The organism is Vibrio rumoiensis 1S-45 (genome assembly GCF_000286955.2).
Lineage (GTDB): Bacteria > Pseudomonadota > Gammaproteobacteria > Enterobacterales > Vibrionaceae > Vibrio > Vibrio rumoiensis_A.
The window spans coordinates 1-17,192 of sequence record NZ_AJYK02000045.1 but is presented as its reverse complement, the minus strand read 5'-3'; the positions used below and the strand labels follow the sequence as shown (position 1 = coordinate 17,192).

The window sequence follows — 17,192 nt, the reverse complement described above, 5'->3', positions numbered from 1 at the left end:
TGGTTAGATTTTTGTTGTTTTTTATATCTCTTGTTATTTATGTGATTAGTATTTGTTTTTCAATTTGACACTATCGAGAATATGATTGGCTAACAGGTAAACGGCTAAATACAAATGGTCAATATGTGGTTTCCCATACGGTAGAGGGTAAGCAATATAATGTTACCTACATGCCATGTGCTACGGCAGAGTGTATAGCCAGTAATGCTAATATGAAGCATTCGGTTGATTATGAAAAAGCAACTGGAGCCAAAGCATTGAGTGATGTGTCGACGGTGGCTAGTGGTGTTATTTTATTCACTCCAGCAGGGCCTGTGATTAATGGTACTTTAAATGGGGGCAAAGTGGCTGTAGGGATTGCAGATTACATTGGTTTGGCTTCAGATATTGGTGTGACAGTTTTGAATGGTGACATTGTAAAGTCGACAATAAAAGAAGGCGGTAGTAGATTAAATCAAGTGGCTTTAAAAGAATTAGCAGGGGACGTAGCTTCAAGGAAAATTGATGCATTTATAGGGTTAAGTGGCCTATATGATAAAAGTATAGAGTCGATACCAAATGATGAAGCATTAACTGAGGTTTTATTAGATTATGAAATTAAATGAGTTTTGGCTATTTTGGCCTTGCAATTGGAATACTAGTGTTAAACTTTCAATACTTTTCTTCATGGTCTTATTTTTAATAATTATGAATTTGGTAAGTATTTTTTATTTTGAGAATTTAAACTTTTATTTTTTAATCGCACTACTATGCATTTTCTATGTGCACCGTTTTATTTATGACCAAGATTTGAAATTTTACCCAGGTACTTTGCATTATGATGTCGATAGTTTTGATAATCAAGTTATAAGGTTCGGAGTGTTTGTTATTTTCTTAGTGCTTTATGTTCTGTGTGCGGTCCTTTGAGATATAAAGCTGAGAAATTATAGGGTCAGTGGGCACATAATTGTTGATTATTATTCAAATTTAGAAAATCCATTTTCAATAAAAAAATAATCATAAATGATAGGGTTATATTGGATGAGTAATTTAGGATAAATGCTATCAACGGGAATAGAAGGAGTTAAACCAATAGAGCAAGATTTTATTCAAGGGCAGCTAATGGTGCCTTTAATTACTCCCTTTGTTTAAGGTAATGAAGGGCGAGCTATCGCTGTTAGTGAGGTGATTCTCGGGGTGAGCTCGTTACCTAAGTTATAGCCATCGAATCTTGGTGATAAATTAGATGCGATTAAAACCAGTACAGATATGATTGGTGCCTCAAATAACTTTGAAGAAGCAAGGAAGGGTTTTGTAAAATGATGAGTTACATCAAATGGTTGTTTTTTTGTTTATTGGCCGTATTTTATGCTTATAACTATTTTTCAGAGCTCGAGTATAGGGTTGTAGATGCAAAAGTGGTGAGAGCCTATTGTCAGCCAACATTGAAATCGGGGACATTATTAAAGCTTCGCTATGAATCAGAAGGACAGGTTTCAGGACTATCATTATTTCCATTGAAAATAACTTGTGAAAATCTATTAGAAAAAATAGAAAAAAACAATTTATTTCAGTTAAAGAATCTAAAGGTGGCTTAGGATTATGGGGGTATACAGGAATTCAAGTCAGTATAGATAATGGCAAAACGTTTTATGGTCAATAAATATTCAATGCGCTGTATGACTCTCGCTTACGAACAAGCACTAATTAATTAGTTATTGACATGAATATCACATACTTATATTAATTTTGTATTTAACTTGCTAGCCTAATTGTCAGAATACGCACGAAGGATATGTGATGAAAGAAAAGACGATTTCAATATTATTAATGAATGTGTTTTGCAGCTCTTTTGCCTGGGCAGAAACACCAAGTGCTTATGACTTGTGTTTATTAGACAAAATTAAAAAGCAAAAAGGCAACGAAACCATTGATAGCGTGCGAAATCAATGTCAGTTGGATGTGGTAACCGAAGGCTCAACCGTTCAAAACGCGACAGATGAAAGCTTAGCTGAACAAAGAGTGCAACTGGAACGTGAAACGGCGTTTGAACCTTATGTGATTACTGCTCATCGCTTGAACTACCTATTGCCGATTACTTATTCTGACAGTATTAATGAGGATGCCTATTCTGATACTGATTGGGGAGATGGTTTACGTAATGCCGAAGCTGAATTTCAAATTAGTTTTAAAGTCCCTTTAAATTACGGAGATTTAATGTTTGAAGGGGATGGGCTGTACTTTGGCATGACGCTTAAATCATTTTGGCAAGTTTACGCTCAAGAAATATCGCGTCCATTTCGTGAAACCAATTATCGACCGGAGTTGTTTTATATTACGCCAACAAGTTGGACGCCATTTGGTGGGCAAACTGCTTTTGGTTTTGGTGTAGAACATGAATCGAATGGTCAACGCCAAGTATTGTCTCGAAGTTGGAACCGGGTTTACGGTCAATTTCATTTTGCGAAAGATAATTTTGTGATGACACTCCAACCTTGGTGGCGAATACCTGAAGATGAAAAGGATTCTCCAACCGATCCTAGCGGTGATGACAATCCCGATATTGAAGATTTTATGGGGCATTTTGAACTTTCTAGCGCGTATCGATGGAATGATTTGGAATTCTCATTCTTAGGTCGAGAAAATTTTTCAACTCATAAAGGCTATGCAGAATTTGGTATGACTTTTCCAATCTTTGGTAAAATTCGAGGTTATGCAAAATACTCCTCGGGCTATGGCAGTAGTTTGATTGATTACAACCAAAATCAGCAAAGAATTGGCTTAGGTATTGCCATTACTGAATTATTATAATGTGACAAGCTTATTTTAGGATGAGACACCAAGTAGATAAAAGCTCGATCTCGTTGATTGAGCTTTAAATAAGCGCATCTAATACTAGAATCTGAATGTCATACCAATATTGGATTGAAATTGGTTCATCCAATCGGAATCAAATTGAATTCGGCAGTTTTGAGTGTCTTGCGTGTAGTAACATTGGGTGCTTGAATTGCTATCCACTACCGTGCCTAACCAGCGTAATTGCCCATTAATTGAAATGTGGTTGGTGATTTTATATTCCAGACCAGCAAAGCCACTTGCAGAAAAGCCGTATTTATTCTCGGCCCAACTGACATCAACGTAGGACCCACCTAAGCCAATGCCTACATAAGTGATGAAGCGTTCGTTGATGGGTAAATCAAGGCTACTTTGAATGTGTAAATATTTAATCGGAGAGCCAAATCCCAAGGTTTCTAATTGCGTGTTTTGTTGCGAATAAAATAAACCGATCCGACCCTTTTCGACAGGGGTTTCAATCGCAATCGCATAACTTTCACTGGCTTGCATATCATATTTGTTGCCGTTGTTATCTTTTACGCTCCCACCAACGGTATAACCAAGCATTGGCGTGATCATCACTTCTGCATTGGCTAGCGGGGGCACCGCCAATAATAAAATACCAAGCCACTTATTAAGGTCCATCACCATATTTCCTATCGTTTATTCACATATGCTCAAGCCTTTGATTAAATTGCTATAAAAAAGACACGATGTAAAACAGAGTATTCATCTTATGGGCGTTGATCACTTAAATATACAGGTTCTGTTCATGACCTAATTATTGTTTCTGATAAGGATGCGGGAGCAAACTAAAATCAATAGGTGGCTTCTGTTAACTCTGTTAAACTCAGTATTCATTGAAATAGGGTAGCTTAATGGCTGCCCTTACTTATTTTATTTAGGACGCATTTTGACCAATAACGATATTTTACGCCGTATTCGCTACACTTTTGATTTTAAAGACGCCGCAATGGTGGACATTTTCGCTGCTGCCGAACATGAAGTGAGCAGACAACAAGTAATCAATTGGTTGAAAAAAGAAGAAGATACAGACTTTGTAAAACTGACCGATACCGAGTTAGCTATTTTCTTAAATGGTTTGATTAACACCAAACGTGGCAAGCGTGAAGGTGAGCAACCTCAGCCAGAAAAGCGCCTATCGAATAACATGGTGTTCATGAAACTGCGCATTGCTTTGAATATGAAAGCAGAAGATATTCTTGATACGTTAAAAGCCGTGGATTTCAACCTGAGTAAACATGAGCTGAGTGCTTTTTTCCGCAAGCCTGAAAATAAGCATTATCGTGAGTGTAAAGACCAGATTTTACGCAACTTCTTGTTCGGAGTTCAGCGACAATTACGTCCAGAAGATAGCGAAGAATTTCAAGATTAATCAATTGAGTATTAGACCATTTATGACATTCCGTACCTGAACCTAAGTGGCGATGATACGGAGTCTTGCTCTTATATTTCTTGTTGATACAGTGAGGTTCGTATAAAAGATAACCGCTTACTGGTACAAACCGGTTAAGCGGTTTTTTATGTCAACCACTTCGTCTAGCATCTGAATAACATGGCTGTTACCCTAATTTACCTTCTTTTTCATTGTCTTTAGGTTTTCTAATATGTCTGCTTATACTTTCATCGATATTCCGTTTAATTTCAGGCATACCTGCTGGTTTTGTGGCGAACCGGCATCACACTCGTTTGATTTCCCTAAAAACCCCAATAACTTACGTTTCCTAGAACATCCACCAATGAGTATTCCTGCGTGCTCGGAATGCGCAATAGTGAATGTGGCGAGTGATGTTTCTTCTATTTGGGCCGTTCGTGATCATGTAAAACGCTCAATCATGGACAAATATGCCGACCATTTGGCGATAGGGCAAAACTGGACGGAAGAAGAGCTGAAAGAGTCCGAATTCTCTGGTGCGTTATTAGGGGGATTTGGAGAAAGCGCCTGGACAATGTATCTCATTGCCAAAGACCGTTTGTCTTATCAAGGATGGACTGTTTCGATCGACAGTATGTTGGTTGAATGGGAAGATGAATCCTATGGATTTGAGTTTGATGGTGTAAGGTATATGTCACTTAATACTTGCCTCGAACACTTAATCAAAGCTTTGCGCCTAGACGCACAGTTACTACCGAGCTTGATTGATATCCTTGGCCCTGAACGTTTAGATTACGCGTTAAGAATCGCTAAATTGAACAAAGCCATTACCACTTTTCAACGCGAAAAGATTTTAGATGAAATTCGTCAACAGCAAGATGATAAGCAAGACATTGCTCAACAAGCCAAGTTTGCTGGGGACTTTAGCCAAGTAGAAGAGGTAGCCGTGGGCGATGGTGTCGCGACGGTGGAATCGATCCAATGGGCGCTTAAAAATCGCATTACTACCTTAGATCATTTGTGCCGTGAAGAAGATGCGTTCTTTGATGAGTTCGCCCATTTAGGTGGCCCGCAATGTTACATGAATTACTACGGTTTACAGCTGTATTTTGAAGCCAGACAAAACCTTGCTTGGATAGCTGAAAACGATCCAAATATAGAGTGGTGGTGAGTGTTGAAGTGCCTACATTTAAAGGTAATACGGAAGTTTAACAAGAGCCTAAACTAGGCGTACAACTATAAACAAAAAGAATGATTCATTCTTGAACAGTATTAGGTGTTTGACCTCCTTTTCAATTAATATGGTCGAATTATTTAAAATGACCTTTTAGATGCAACTTTAATTTTATGGAACGATTGATTAATCAAGGAAGAAAATGGTCTTTACGTTTACTCGCGCAATTAGGCGTGGTTAAAAAAGACAGCCAAAGTATTTCTGCTATTCCACTCAGCGAACGCATGAAGGTTTCGTTGGCGGCTTTTATCACTATTTTTACTGTGACCATTGTGAGTGGTTATGTGCAAGATCCCGGAGCAGCATTAGTGCTACTAGGTTCGATGGGGGCATCTTCCGTTATCATCTTTGCTTTGCCGAGTAGCCCATTAGCCAAACCATGGAGCTTTATGGTCGGGCACATGCTTGCTGCTGTGGTTGGTATTACTATGGCATTGATTATTGATGATTTTGCTTTACTGGCTGGGGTCACTATCGCCATTATTTTAATGCTGATGTACATTTTTGAGTGCATGCATCCCCCTGCGGCGGCGACAGCATTAGTGCCTGCTATTGGTAGTCGTAGCCTTGATGTTGGTTATGAATTCCTCATTCCTATTATGATTAATTTGTTCGTTTTTTTGATTGTTAGTTTGATGTTGAAACAATCCATTCTGCGTAGAAAAAAAATAGTCACAACAGAAAATTTTGATCCAGTTCATTTGCATAATGATCAATCACCACTCAAAAGACTTGGCTTACAACAAGACGATTTAATGCAAGCCATTAATAGTTTTGATAGCGTATTAGCCGTCAGTGAACAAGATCTTGAACAAATTTATCAAGAAGCCCAACGTCATGCTTACCAACGTCGTAGCGGTGAGATTTTAAGCCGAGATATCATGTCTTCCGATGTGATCACTGTACGTGCCAATACCTCATTAGGCCGGGCATGGAAGCTGCTTCATAAACATAAAATTAGCATGTTGCCCGTGGTAAACGATGAAAAAGAATTACTGGGCGTTATTTCAAGTGTCGATTTTTTGAAAAATTTATCTGTGCCGAGTTATTCTGGTTTACTCAAGCATTTAAACCGAATGTTAGTGAAGCGAAAACACACAAAAGAAGTGAATAACCGAGTGCAAGATCTGATGGTAACAGATGTTGTTGCCGTAAAAGACACCGATCATATTGTAGCGTTAGTGCCATTATTGTCCGACATTGGGTTACACCACATTCCAGTCTTGGATTCTGAGCAAAAACTGTGCGGTATCATTACTCAGTCCGATCTGATCGGCGCGTTATATCAAGTGAATCAGAAAGGATGAGGTATTGGAATATTACCCCCAAGTTCATTCTTGTTTTAGAAGTGGCTGCAAACTGTCTCTGCAGCCACATAAAAATTAAACCAATGCACCTTTATCCATTGAATCCGATGTGTTGACTGCTTTTGTCTTACTTTGACGACAATGTGCAAAATAAAACAAAGTCGGTACTAAGTAGAAAGACAAGAGGGTGGTTAACACTGTGCCACCAGCAATGGCAATGGCGAATGGTGGCCAAAAACCACCACCGGCTAAAATTAAAGGAATAAAACCGCCCACAGTGGTAATGGTGGTGGAGGTAATGTGCCTTCCACAAGATAATACACCACGTACAATCGCCGATTTATCCGCATTGCAGGCTTCTTCGTCTTGTTTTAACTCTGCCAATATGACGATGGCAGCGTTAACAGCTAAACCGACCACACCAAGTAAACCAATAATCACAGTGAACCCAAATGGGTAATTAAAGATATAAATAGACAGTAAGCCTAACCCTGCCGATAAAAATCCGACTAAAAAGATAATCCCGCTAAGTTTGAATGAGTTAAATGACAGCACCACTACGACAAACATCAACGTGAACACCATCAATAAGTTTGACATTAGTTTTGCGACAGAATCACTGCGCTCGGAAGACTCACCACCGATTTCTATCCAGTAATTAGACGGTAGACTTTTGATGTATTCATTGAGTTTTGGAGTGAATAAATCCAATGAAGCTTGCGGTATTACTCCTGCTTGAACAAAACCTTCGATGGTATTGAGCCTTAGCCCATTTAAGTGGGATATTTCACCGGTGGTAGGCACTAAACTCAGGTCGGCTAATGATGAGAAGCTGATACCGGCATCAGTATTTTTCAATGGAAGGTAGAGATTTTTTAACTGAGATAAATTACCTCTTTCAGAATCATTGACGCGGACTCTTATCGGTAATGATTCTGTACCATCAATATATGAACCTTGCTCGATACCAGTTAACGAGGCATTCAGTACTTGCGCGATCCCTTTTAGAGTAAAGCCTTGAATATCTGACTCTTCTTTAATTTCTGCTTTTATTTTCGGAGCACCAGCCAATAAGGTTTCTTTTGTGTGGGTAACAAAAGGAGTTTGCGCCATGAGTAATCGAATGTCTTCGCCGTATTGTTTGAGTTTATCTAGATCAGGGCCGAATAGACGTACTTCAATAGGGGCATTAAAGGGAGGGCCTTGTTCGAGCTTTCTTACTAATATTTGAGCTTGAGGAAAAGCTAGATTGACTTGGTTTTGTAGCTCTGGAATCAAACGATTAGCAGACTCATAATCACTTACTTTAACCATCGCTTGCGCAAAATTGGGGGTATTCGATTTTCCACCCACCATGTTGTAATAAAAAGCGGGGAAATTTTCTCCAATCATCCAATTGACTTGTTCAATTTCAGTGTGCTTATTTAATAATTGGCTAATTTCTTTTGCCGTATCTTGAGTGGCATAAATGGTGGATTGTGGCGGCATATAAACCTGTATTTCAAACATGTCTCGGTCTGCTGGCGGGAAAAACTGAGTGGTTAAATGGCTCATGAAATAAAAACCTGAGAGAGGCAAAACCAGCATAAGTAATACGGTTTTTAATGGTGAGGCCAAAGCCCAATGTATGGAATGTGAAAACCAACGGCTAAGTGATGGAGTGCGAATGCCGACTTGGTACCATCTAAACGACGTGGGTTGCGAGGTGGAGTTGGTCGATTGCGGGAAAAATCGACCTGCGAGACTCGCAATAATCGTGTGTGCGATGACATAAGAACTCAGTAATGAGAAAGAAACGGTTATTGCAATGGCACCAACAAATTCGCCGGTTGCCCCTGGCATTAAAAAGATGGGAGCAAAGGCTAATACTGTGGTTAATGTTGAACCTAATAAGGGAACCCATAAACTGCTAACGGCCTTATAGGATGCTTGTAATTGAGCGATGCCTTTTTGTCGGTAACTTTGGATGGTATCGACCATCACGATGGCATTATCCACCATGATGCCTAATGCCACAATTAAACCTGTGACCGACATTTGGTTAATCGGAATACCCGTAAAGTTCATCATGGCAAGGGTAGAAAGGGTTGTGAGGGGTAAGGAAATCGCCACAATGACTGCGCCTCGCCAACCGAGTGTAAATAGCAAAACCAAAAGAATGAGGCTAAGCCCAAGTAGCATGCTTTTGACTAAGCTAGTGAGCCGATCTTCGGTGTAGGCTTGTTGACTAAAAAGTGGTGTTAATTTGATATTGCTTGGCAATGATTGTTCAAATTGGCTCAGTTTTTCATGAATGTTTTTAGTCCATAAATCGATGCGAAGCTCAGGCTGCATTCGAGTCGCAACAATAATACCGGGCTGACCATTAATTAAGGCAATATTAGAACTCGGATAGCGCGCACTGTGACTGATGGTAGCAATGTCGCCTAATCGAGTAATTTCCCCATCTTGAGTGGTATTGATGGGAAAGGTTCGCAGAGCTTCTAACGAGTCGGTGGCGGTATTCAATTCTAGTGAAAAACGATGTTGACGATTAAACAATTCACCAGCGGAATTTTTAGCATCACCGGCTTGAATTTTATTACTTAGGCTCAAGGCGGAACCTTGTAATAAGCTCATATCGGACGAGTGGATATTAATCAGCACTTCTTCGTCTGGATTGCCGTATTCATCCACAAACTCAGTACCGGTCACCCCCCGCATTTGCATGGCTAATTCTTTTGCATAACGGTTAAGGATTAATAAATTTACAGGGCTGTCGTGATCCCAAGTTAAGGCGGTGAGGATGCTAAAAGGGTACGTGTGATCACTGCTGAAAATAGGTTCTTGTGCGCCTTGAGGAAGGAGCCTTGAGACATCGCTTAGCTTATCTCTTACCTTTGACCAAATAGGTTCAGGTTCGGTAATGTCGTCATTAAGCTCAATGGTGATACTGGATATACCATCTTTTGATACGGACGAGACTTCTTTGATTTCACTGATTTTTCTTAATACAGTTTCAGTGGGTTCCGTGACTAATACTTCGACTCGCTGAGCGGTTGAACCGGGATAAACTATGTTCACATTAGCAAAACGATTGCTGATAATTGGGTCTTCAATTCGAGGTAAGGTATAGAGCGCGGCAGTACCGGCAACAATCAACAGGGCAATCAATAAGATCAGCAAGCGTGAGTTGTTTAATATCGCTTTCATTTACTTGCCTCCAAGGTTTTTGGAGCAGTTTGAGCGTAATCGTCGGGTGCATTGGCACTTCTAGATTCAACAGCTTTGGGCGTTAATGTAGCGGTTTTAAAGTGCATTGGATCAGAGACGATGGTTACTTGTTGTCCTGGGACAATGCGATGCAGACCTTTGGTGACAAACTCATCATTATTGCTGATTGCGCCTCGAATATAAGCGTAGTGACTGTTGGCATAAATCAACTCAACACTGCGTCTCTCGGTAGTGAGCTGATCGTCTTGATCCGTAATAACATAAATATTCCACGTGCCTCTCATTCCGTTGGTTAAGGATGATAAAGGCACCCAAAAGCCGTTTTCTTTGCGAGGCTCTTGGAAATTAAGGTAAGCCAGCTGTCCATTAATCCATGATTCATTTTCAGGTAGAGCAAAGCGTAAAGTCACGGTTCTTGATTGATTATCGACTTGTGTACCGGAATCAATGCGTTGAATAGGGTATATTCGATTATCAATTTCGGCCTCAAATTGGCCTTTAGCCGTCAATTGGGCTACATATTTAGTAGGGATACCAATGTGCAGTTCGGGTTTTTCGTTTGATAGCAAAGTTAATGTTGGTGTCCCCACATTGACGATATCACCAAGAGAAATAAATCGTGTACTGACAACACCAGAATAGGGTGCGATCAAAATAGATTTTTCTTGTTCCAATAAATTAGATCTGAGCGTTTCATTTAATTCATTGGTATTGGCTGTTAATACGGCGATTTGACTGGTTAGTTCATCGATATTAGCATCGGCACTAAAGCCTTTTGTTTTTAGATAATTCTGGCGGTCTAATTTTTTCTTAGCCAGCGCAAGCTCTGCTTTTATTTTATTTTGTTGTGCTTGGATTTGTTTTTGACGACTTTGAAGCATGTCGGTATCGAGTTCAATGAGCGTTTGGCCTTGTTGCACTTTGTCGCCGACTTGAACAAGAATACGGGTGATCTTGCCGCTACGTTCAAAACCTAAGTTCGCTTGCTGTTTAGCTGTGACTAAACCAATAAAACGGTGAGACACATCATAACCATGCTCTTGATGTAAAGATGAGACAGAAACGGCCATTGGCGGATTCTTAATGGTATGATCCGTTGTTGGATCAGATTGAGTGCTTTCCGTCATTTCGCTATCACTACAAGCAGACAGTAATAAGGCATTAAGCAATATCAAAGCGATTGAGGGGCTAAGTTTCATGTTCCGTTTTCCTTAACAGGAGGATGGTGATGCAACAAGTTAAAATAAAAATAGAACGTAATGTTGACGTCGTCAACATCACGGTCTAAATTATTTTGTAACACCCAGGTAACAATCTAGTAGTCATAATCGGTAAGGAATCAAGGTTGGACAATCTTAACGACAAGCAAAAAACATCCCAGAACAGTACAAGTTATCACCATGGTGACTTACGTTCTGAGATTATTCGAGTGGGTGTCGAGAAATTAAAATCTGATGGAATTCAAGGAATTACATTACGTGGCATTGCTACGGAACTTGAGGTGTCTCGCACCGCGCCGTATCGACATTTTAAAGATAAGCATGAGCTGCTTTGTGCTATTGCCAGTGAGGGCTATACGCGCTTTACACAGAAGATAAAGAAGGCCAGTGATTTTTATCCAGAGTCTCAACCTCAAGAAAAATTGCAGGCGGCTGGCAGAGCTTATTACGAGTTTGCAGATCAATACCCAGAATATTATAAATTGATGTTTAACTTGTCGGGTTTGCAATATTCAGATGATTCAGAGCTTGGGCAACGTTCACAAGAGTCTTTTCAATTACTTTGTGATTTATTGCTACTGTGTCAAAAAAAGGGCGTGGTAAAAGAAGAGGATGTCATGCTGCAAGCGCATTTTGTATGGGCCTCCTTGCATGGGTATTGCAGCTTGATTTTTGATCAAGAATGTCGCCAAGTACAGTCATTGATTGACTCGCAGTCCTACTTCTTGACTAAAATTATTGCCGCGATCAAGTAGGTCATTATTGGTAGGGGCCGCTTTGCATTAAATCGGAATGTGTTAATTCGATATTCAGCGCTTTAATGCTTTGCTTTGCATTGATCGATTTATTTTGTTCGCCATTTAAGACAAATTCGGGTGGTAGCAAATCAACTCGTTTTGCCATCTCTTGATAGTATTCAGCGCGAGTAGGGTGGGTGGTTGCGGCTAAGTGAAAGACTTTTTGTGATGGCCAGTTTTGAACAACGGAATGAATCGCACTGATGACATCGTTTTGATGGATAAGATTCACAGGCGTTAGGCCGTGATCTAAGGGTTGCATGGTAGATTCAAAACGTTTGACAATATGCTTAACTGGGTGGCGATCTGCGCCGATTAGTCCGGATAATCGTAAAACAACGAGGTCATCTTGCCATTGTTCTCTTAACCAGTTTTCAGCCCAAACATGGGCATGACCCGATTCGGTATTGGGTATAGGAAGCGTTTGTTCAGTAATTTCACCGTCACAACCTGCATAAACGCTGGTGGTACTGATAAAAATGATCTTCTTACCGCCAAATTGTTTGGCGAGGTACGATAAGTTTTGAATATTTTGTTTAAATAAGTCGGCACTATTAGGTTGTCGACCCGGTGGCACGTTAATGATCAGAACATCAAATTGAAAAAAGGCACTGGTAGCTTGGATATCGGATTGGGACAGCGTATCGATATTGATTGGCAAAGAAAGGGATATTCCATAAATGCCATCATTGGATAGCGCTTGAGCATCAACAAGGGATCGCTTGCTTCCAAAAACTGAGAAATCGCTCTCAACAAACGATTTTGCTAATGGTAAACCTAGCCAACCGCAGCCACAAATACTGATTTGTTTTTGTTTCATATTACGTTCTCATAGAAATTGGAACAAATAAACAAGGCAAATGAAAAGCACCTAACCCTAACAAAGCCCGTTGCAGAAAGAAAGCTGCGACTTTAGATATAAGAAGAAAGATATGGCGAACACGATCAATGACTTTGCAGTAAAAACCTTAATTAACAGTGAATTAATTGAAAAGCAATTGCAGTGTCGAGACTTGCTTTATGAGTTTAATCATTCACGCCCAAGGGAAACTGAGCTTCGCAAAGATATCTTGAGTAAATTGCTTAATAATTACCAAGGCACACATATAGAACCACCGTTTATATGTGACATGGGAAAAAACTTTACTATAGGCAAAGGTGGCTTTATTAACTATGGCCTGACTGTGTTAGATATTGCACCGGTGACTATTGGTGATCACGTTCTTATCGCGCCTAATGTTCAGCTTTGTGCGGCGAGCCATCCTATTTTATTGCGAGAGCGCATCGAACCCTTCGCCTGTGGAAACCCGATTACTATTGGTGATTGTGTATGGATTGGCGCAGGAACCATTGTCTTAGGTGGCGTTACGATTGGTAGTCATAGTGTGATTGGTGCAGGTAGCGTCGTAACAAAGGACATTCCAGACAACGTCATTGCGGTGGGTAATCCTTGTAAAGTGCTCAAAACCATTGATCACGGTGAAATGCCAACGCAAGCGGATGTTGATGCTATGTTGGCTAAATATGGCCTAGAAGGGTGGGATTAATTGAATAAAACAAACACGGTAAAACTCACATTAATAAGAGGGTTGCCGGGCTCCGGAAAGTCGACATTGGCTCAAAAAATTGCAGAGCAAACCGATTCCGTGCATTTAGAAACGGACATGTATTTTGTTGATAAAGCGGGTGAGTATCGTTTTGATCCCAGTCAATTAGAAGCCGCTCATCAATGGTGTCAGCAACAGACATATGTTTATTTGTCGCAGGGTAATAGTGTGATTGTATCGAATACTTTTGTGCGGCATTGGGAAATGAAAGCGTATAAAGAGATAGCGAAAAAGCTTAACGTGGTGCTTGAGATACATGTATGTAAAGAGAATTATGGCAGCATTCATGATATCGAACCAAGCACGATTGCTAAAATGAAAGCCAATTGGCAAGTGTAAATAGCTTTTTAAGCTGAGAAAATCGGGCAATAAAAAAGCACTCGGAATGTTGTAACCAAGTAAAGTTGGCAACAACCTAGAGTGCTTTGTAAATAAAGGATTGTGGTTTAGCGTATTACTCGGCTTTAGTCGCTAAATAATGCCTTAGCATTTCTTCATAGCTTTCAACGCTTTGAGCGCCAGTTAAGCCTTGTTCATTGTTAAATACAATGGTTGGAACACCCGAAATACCCATTTCACGCCATTGTTCTTCGATGACATCTACTTTGTCATGCTCTGAAGAGTCATTTAAGTAGGCCAACATTTCGGCTGCTTCTAAGCCGACACTTTCACCGATTTCAAGCAGAACCTCGGTATCTGAAATGTTTCTACCTTCTGTAAAGTAAGCCGAAAATAAGGCGATTTTTAATTGTGTTTGCAAGCCAATAGAATGGGCGTAATCAAGTAAAATATGGCATTGGCGAGTGTTATAGATGCGTGATTCATCATCAAAGTTGAAGTCAAAACCAACTGATTTACCAACATCGATTAAACGTTGGCGATTTTGTTCACTTTCTTCCTTGGATGCACCGTATTTTCTGGCAAGGTGATCGCGCAGGTTTTCACCCTCGGTTGGCATGTCTGGATTTAACTCAAACGGATACCATTCTACTTCAACTTGTTCTTGCCAATTATTTTTTACGACCGCTTCTTTTAGATGTTTGATACCGATGACGCACCAAGGGCAGACCACATCTGAAATAATATCAATTTTGAGTTTTGAACCGGACATACAACTACCTTGTCGTGTTTGTAAAAGACAATTCATTATGAAAGCTCAACCGATAGAGTCAAGATAAAGGCGTTACTAAATGTATAAGCGATTCATTTATTTTGACTTACTTCATCGAAATTTGATTTTTATTGACACTTACATGACAGTTATAATCTATAAATAACGGTTAGAATGCCTTCGATATGGCTAAAATGTTAGAATGCTGAAATAAGCGTGACTTGTTTGAAGAAGAGAATTGCATGAGAAAAAGTACATTGAACAAGGGCTTCACCTTAATTGAACTGGTGGTTGTGATTGTGATACTGGGCATTCTAGCCGTGACAGCAGCACCAAAGTTTCTAAATATTCAAGATGATGCACGCGCTTCAACGTTGGCTGGTTTAAAAGGCGGCATACAATCTGCGGGTGAAATTACCTATGGAAAAGCCGCTGTGGCTGGTGTTGAAAATGAGTTGATTGGTCATATTGATGATGGCGATGAAAGTATCCGTTTAACTTATGGTTACCCTGACGCGGGTAATGATTCGTTAGGCTTAGTCGTTGATGGTATGCAGGGCTTAGATATGGCTGGCGATGACAATGGTCAGTTTAAGTATCTCACGATGAATTCTGGCGCACTTCCACCGACCGATGCTAATCCACTGTATTATGTGTATTCCTATTCAGGCAACCCAACGACGAATACCACTTCGACAACGCCGGGTGATATTGAGTGCACGCTTACTTACATCATGCCTGCTACTCCGGGTGAAGTGCCAAGGTTTGTATTAAATACTGATGGCTGCTAATTATTATTAAACGGATACTCAGGCTTTACTTTATGTGATTGCTTAAAAAGTTAACCAAAGATAAAGCCTGAGCAGTAATTATTATTACGAACCTTCTCCAAATCTTGCTATTACCCGCCTCAATCCAAATTCTTTTTAAAGCGCAGAGATGCGACGATTAATCCCACAACAGTAAAGCCAAGTAGCCACATAATGTCATATAGCATGCCGCTGATCTCGGCATCTCGTAGAATGACACCTCGAATTAAACGCATGAAATGAGTGGCGGGCAGTGCTTCTGCAATGTATTGCGCAGCAAGTGGCATACCATCATAAGGGAACATAAAGCCAGACAGTAATATCGAGGGTAATAAGATGAATACCGTCATTTGCATCGATTGAAGTTGATTATTAGCGATGGTTGAAATAACCAAACCCAGCGCTAGGCTTGCACTAATGAACAGCAAAGTTGAAACCGCAAGAGGCAAGAGCCCACCATTGAACGGTACATGAAATAATACATGGCCTAATCCTAAGATGATCATCATTTGTAGTAAGCCAATGAACAAGTAGGGAATCACTTTGCCGATCATCAGCTCAATCGATCGGATGGGCGTGGTGATGAGCATTTCTAAATTGCCTCGCTCGCGTTCTCGAACAATGGCGGCAGACGTGAACATGATCATTGTCATGGTGAGTATAACTGCCACTAAGCCGGGAATAATGTTTACAGCTGTGCGTTGTTCGGGGTTGTAAAGCATGGTGATGGCAAAAGTCGGTGTGCTTTGGTTGGCGGGTTTATCCAATAGCTCATTTAATGGCATCATCCGCAGGCTTTTTATGGTGGAAGCAATAATGGTATCAGAACCATCAATAATCCACTGCCCAATAGGTCGACTGGTTTCTCCGTTGGTGCTTGGTGGTGTGCCTAAGCCAACCGTAGGGTGTCTGACTAGCCTTTGTGATACATCTTGCGGAATGAATAATACGGCACGGACTTCAGAGTTACGTACGGCTTCTTGAGCGTGTTGTAAGTTGGTATACCTTTTCACAACATCGACCGTTTGTGTGGCTTCAACGGTTTGTACGATGACCCGGCTTAATGTGGTTTGGCTAAGATCAACAATTCCAACGGGTATATGTCGAACGTTGGTGTTGATCGCGTAGCCAAACAACATTAGTTGGATCAGGGGGATCATTATCACCATCCGAAAGGTCATTTTATCGCGCTTTAATTGCAGTAGTTCTTTAATAAATACGGCATGAATACGAGAGAAAAACATCATCATTGACGACCTTCTCCTGTACAAGTTACAAAGACATCTTCAAGGCTAGGTCGAACAAGGGTAAATTTTTGTTCATTTAAAGCGGCCAGTTGAACATTTTGTTTAAGAAAAGCGATCGGGTCTTGGTGCTTATCACTGACTAACACTCGTAATCGAGATCCAAGTTGCGCGGCACTAATGATGTCGTTTTGTTGAAGCAAACTTTGCTTTAATTGACGTAAGTTTTGGCTTTCTATTTCAACAACGTGTGCGCCTAGTTGTTGCATGAGTGCATCGGGAGATCCATCGGCACGTTTATGACCTGCTTCTAAAATAGCAAGCTGATGACAACGTTCAGCTTCATCCATGTAATGGGTGGAGACCAAGACAGTAGTGCCTTGCTCGCACAAATCAAAAAGTTGTTCCCAAAATTCACGGCGGTTTTCAGGATCAACAGC

General features: G+C 40.4%; 17 protein-coding genes. 10 read left to right on the top strand and 7 right to left on the bottom strand.

The annotated features are described in order from the left end of the window. The first annotated feature begins 212 nt into the window (after positions 1–212). The 3 genes from A1QC_RS06080 (at position 213) to A1QC_RS06065 (ending at position 2,790) form a co-directional block, all read left to right on the top strand. Positions 213–605, top strand: coding sequence for a hypothetical protein (locus A1QC_RS06080; protein WP_141705969.1), 393 nt, complete (start codon positions 213–215; stop codon positions 603–605). Between the two features lie 693 nt (positions 606–1,298). Next, positions 1,299–1,577: a hypothetical protein gene (locus A1QC_RS06070; protein ID WP_017026095.1), complete on the top strand. Its 279-nt coding sequence runs from the start codon at positions 1,299–1,301 to the stop codon at positions 1,575–1,577. Positions 1,578–1,779: 202 nt separating this feature from the next. Continuing rightward, positions 1,780–2,790, top strand: coding sequence for a phospholipase A (locus A1QC_RS06065; protein WP_017026094.1), 1,011 nt, complete (start codon positions 1,780–1,782; stop codon positions 2,788–2,790). Between the two features lie 84 nt (positions 2,791–2,874). Here A1QC_RS06065 and A1QC_RS06060 read toward each other — a convergent pair whose 3' ends face one another. After that, positions 2,875–3,459: an outer membrane beta-barrel protein gene (locus tag A1QC_RS06060; protein ID WP_017026093.1), complete on the bottom strand. Its 585-nt coding sequence runs from the start codon at positions 3,457–3,459 to the stop codon at positions 2,875–2,877. 268 nt (positions 3,460–3,727) lie between these two features. On the opposite strand from A1QC_RS06060, the gene A1QC_RS06055 reads away from it, so the two are divergent. From A1QC_RS06055 to A1QC_RS06045, 3 genes are all read left to right on the top strand, one after another. After that, a complete protein-coding gene (locus tag A1QC_RS06055) occupies positions 3,728–4,210 on the top strand; it encodes a DUF1456 family protein (protein WP_017026092.1) in 483 nt (160 codons plus the stop codon). 232 nt (positions 4,211–4,442) lie between these two features. Beyond that, complete coding sequence (locus tag A1QC_RS06050; RefSeq protein ID WP_017026091.1) at positions 4,443–5,381, top strand: hypothetical protein; 939 nt, start codon at positions 4,443–4,445, stop codon at positions 5,379–5,381. Between the two features lie 176 nt (positions 5,382–5,557). Beyond that, positions 5,558–6,751, top strand: coding sequence for an HPP family protein (locus A1QC_RS06045; protein WP_017026090.1), 1,194 nt, complete (start codon positions 5,558–5,560; stop codon positions 6,749–6,751). Positions 6,752–6,826: 75 nt separating this feature from the next. Here A1QC_RS06045 and A1QC_RS06040 read toward each other — a convergent pair whose 3' ends face one another. After that, on the bottom strand, positions 6,827–9,943 hold the full coding sequence (locus A1QC_RS06040) for an efflux RND transporter permease subunit (protein ID WP_017026089.1): 3,117 nt from the start codon (positions 9,941–9,943) through the stop codon (positions 6,827–6,829). Next, on the bottom strand, positions 9,940–11,163 hold the full coding sequence (locus A1QC_RS06035; protein WP_017026088.1) for an efflux RND transporter periplasmic adaptor subunit: 1,224 nt from the start codon (positions 11,161–11,163) through the stop codon (positions 9,940–9,942). Before A1QC_RS06035 ends, A1QC_RS06040 begins: the two co-directional genes overlap by 4 nt. 146 nt (positions 11,164–11,309) lie before the next feature. Between A1QC_RS06035 and A1QC_RS06030 the strand changes: the two genes are divergently transcribed. After that, positions 11,310–11,939, top strand: a complete 630-nt coding sequence (locus tag A1QC_RS06030) for a TetR/AcrR family transcriptional regulator (protein WP_017026087.1) — start codon at positions 11,310–11,312, stop codon at positions 11,937–11,939. 4 nt (positions 11,940–11,943) lie between these two features. On the opposite strand, the gene A1QC_RS06025 is transcribed toward A1QC_RS06030, so the two are convergent. Beyond that, positions 11,944–12,801 (bottom strand): NAD-dependent epimerase/dehydratase family protein, encoded by an 858-nt coding sequence (locus A1QC_RS06025; RefSeq protein ID WP_017026086.1) that lies wholly within the window; start codon positions 12,799–12,801, stop codon positions 11,944–11,946. A gap of 112 nt (positions 12,802–12,913) precedes the next feature. On the opposite strand from A1QC_RS06025, the gene A1QC_RS06020 reads away from it, so the two are divergent. Beyond that, a complete protein-coding gene (locus A1QC_RS06020; protein ID WP_017026085.1) occupies positions 12,914–13,528 on the top strand; it encodes a sugar O-acetyltransferase in 615 nt (204 codons plus the stop codon). Beyond that, a complete protein-coding gene (locus tag A1QC_RS06015) occupies positions 13,529–13,927 on the top strand; it encodes an ATP-binding protein (protein ID WP_039836696.1) in 399 nt (132 codons plus the stop codon). It begins immediately after the preceding gene. Positions 13,928–14,042: 115 nt separating this feature from the next. Here A1QC_RS06015 and A1QC_RS06010 read toward each other — a convergent pair whose 3' ends face one another. Next, positions 14,043–14,699, bottom strand: a complete 657-nt coding sequence (locus A1QC_RS06010; protein WP_017026083.1) for a DsbA family oxidoreductase — start codon at positions 14,697–14,699, stop codon at positions 14,043–14,045. A gap of 242 nt (positions 14,700–14,941) precedes the next feature. Here A1QC_RS06010 and A1QC_RS15755 point away from each other — a divergent pair, with 242 nt between their 5' ends. Further along, entirely contained in the window at positions 14,942–15,490 is a 549-nt protein-coding gene (locus tag A1QC_RS15755; RefSeq protein ID WP_017026082.1) for a prepilin-type N-terminal cleavage/methylation domain-containing protein, read from the top strand. Between the two features lie 119 nt (positions 15,491–15,609). Here A1QC_RS15755 and A1QC_RS06000 read toward each other — a convergent pair whose 3' ends face one another. Together A1QC_RS06000 and A1QC_RS05995 are read right to left on the bottom strand one after the other, a co-directional pair. Beyond that, on the bottom strand, positions 15,610–16,758 hold the full coding sequence (locus A1QC_RS06000; protein ID WP_017026081.1) for an ABC transporter permease: 1,149 nt from the start codon (positions 16,756–16,758) through the stop codon (positions 15,610–15,612). After that, positions 16,755–17,192: DUF4162 domain-containing protein (locus A1QC_RS05995; RefSeq protein ID WP_017026080.1), on the bottom strand; the 438-nt coding region annotated here is incomplete at its 5' end. The genes A1QC_RS06000 and A1QC_RS05995, both read right to left, overlap by 4 nt.

What these genes read in the sequence shown, in the direction of transcription:
- A1QC_RS06040 (WP_017026089.1), bottom strand. Translation starts at nt 9,943, where the DNA reads ATGAAAGCGATATTAAACAACTCACGCTTGCTGATCTTATTGATTGCC.
- A1QC_RS06070 (WP_017026095.1), top strand. Translation starts at nt 1,299, where the DNA reads ATGATGAGTTACATCAAATGGTTGTTTTTTTGTTTATTGGCCGTATTT.
- A1QC_RS06045 (WP_017026090.1), top strand. Translation starts at nt 5,558, where the DNA reads ATGGAACGATTGATTAATCAAGGAAGAAAATGGTCTTTACGTTTACTC.
- A1QC_RS06020 (WP_017026085.1), top strand. Translation starts at nt 12,914, where the DNA reads ATGGCGAACACGATCAATGACTTTGCAGTAAAAACCTTAATTAACAGT.
- A1QC_RS06065 (WP_017026094.1), top strand. Translation starts at nt 1,780, where the DNA reads ATGAAAGAAAAGACGATTTCAATATTATTAATGAATGTGTTTTGCAGC.
- A1QC_RS15755 (WP_017026082.1), top strand. Translation starts at nt 14,942, where the DNA reads ATGAGAAAAAGTACATTGAACAAGGGCTTCACCTTAATTGAACTGGTG.
- A1QC_RS06035 (WP_017026088.1), bottom strand. Translation starts at nt 11,163, where the DNA reads ATGAAACTTAGCCCCTCAATCGCTTTGATATTGCTTAATGCCTTATTA.
- A1QC_RS06050 (WP_017026091.1), top strand. Translation starts at nt 4,443, where the DNA reads ATGTCTGCTTATACTTTCATCGATATTCCGTTTAATTTCAGGCATACC.
- A1QC_RS06010 (WP_017026083.1), bottom strand. Translation starts at nt 14,699, where the DNA reads ATGTCCGGTTCAAAACTCAAAATTGATATTATTTCAGATGTGGTCTGC.
- A1QC_RS06080 (WP_141705969.1), top strand. Translation starts at nt 213, where the DNA reads ATGAAGCATTCGGTTGATTATGAAAAAGCAACTGGAGCCAAAGCATTG.
- A1QC_RS06000 (WP_017026081.1), bottom strand. Translation starts at nt 16,758, where the DNA reads ATGATGATGTTTTTCTCTCGTATTCATGCCGTATTTATTAAAGAACTA.
- A1QC_RS06025 (WP_017026086.1), bottom strand. Translation starts at nt 12,801, where the DNA reads ATGAAACAAAAACAAATCAGTATTTGTGGCTGCGGTTGGCTAGGTTTA.
- A1QC_RS06060 (WP_017026093.1), bottom strand. Translation starts at nt 3,459, where the DNA reads ATGGACCTTAATAAGTGGCTTGGTATTTTATTATTGGCGGTGCCCCCG.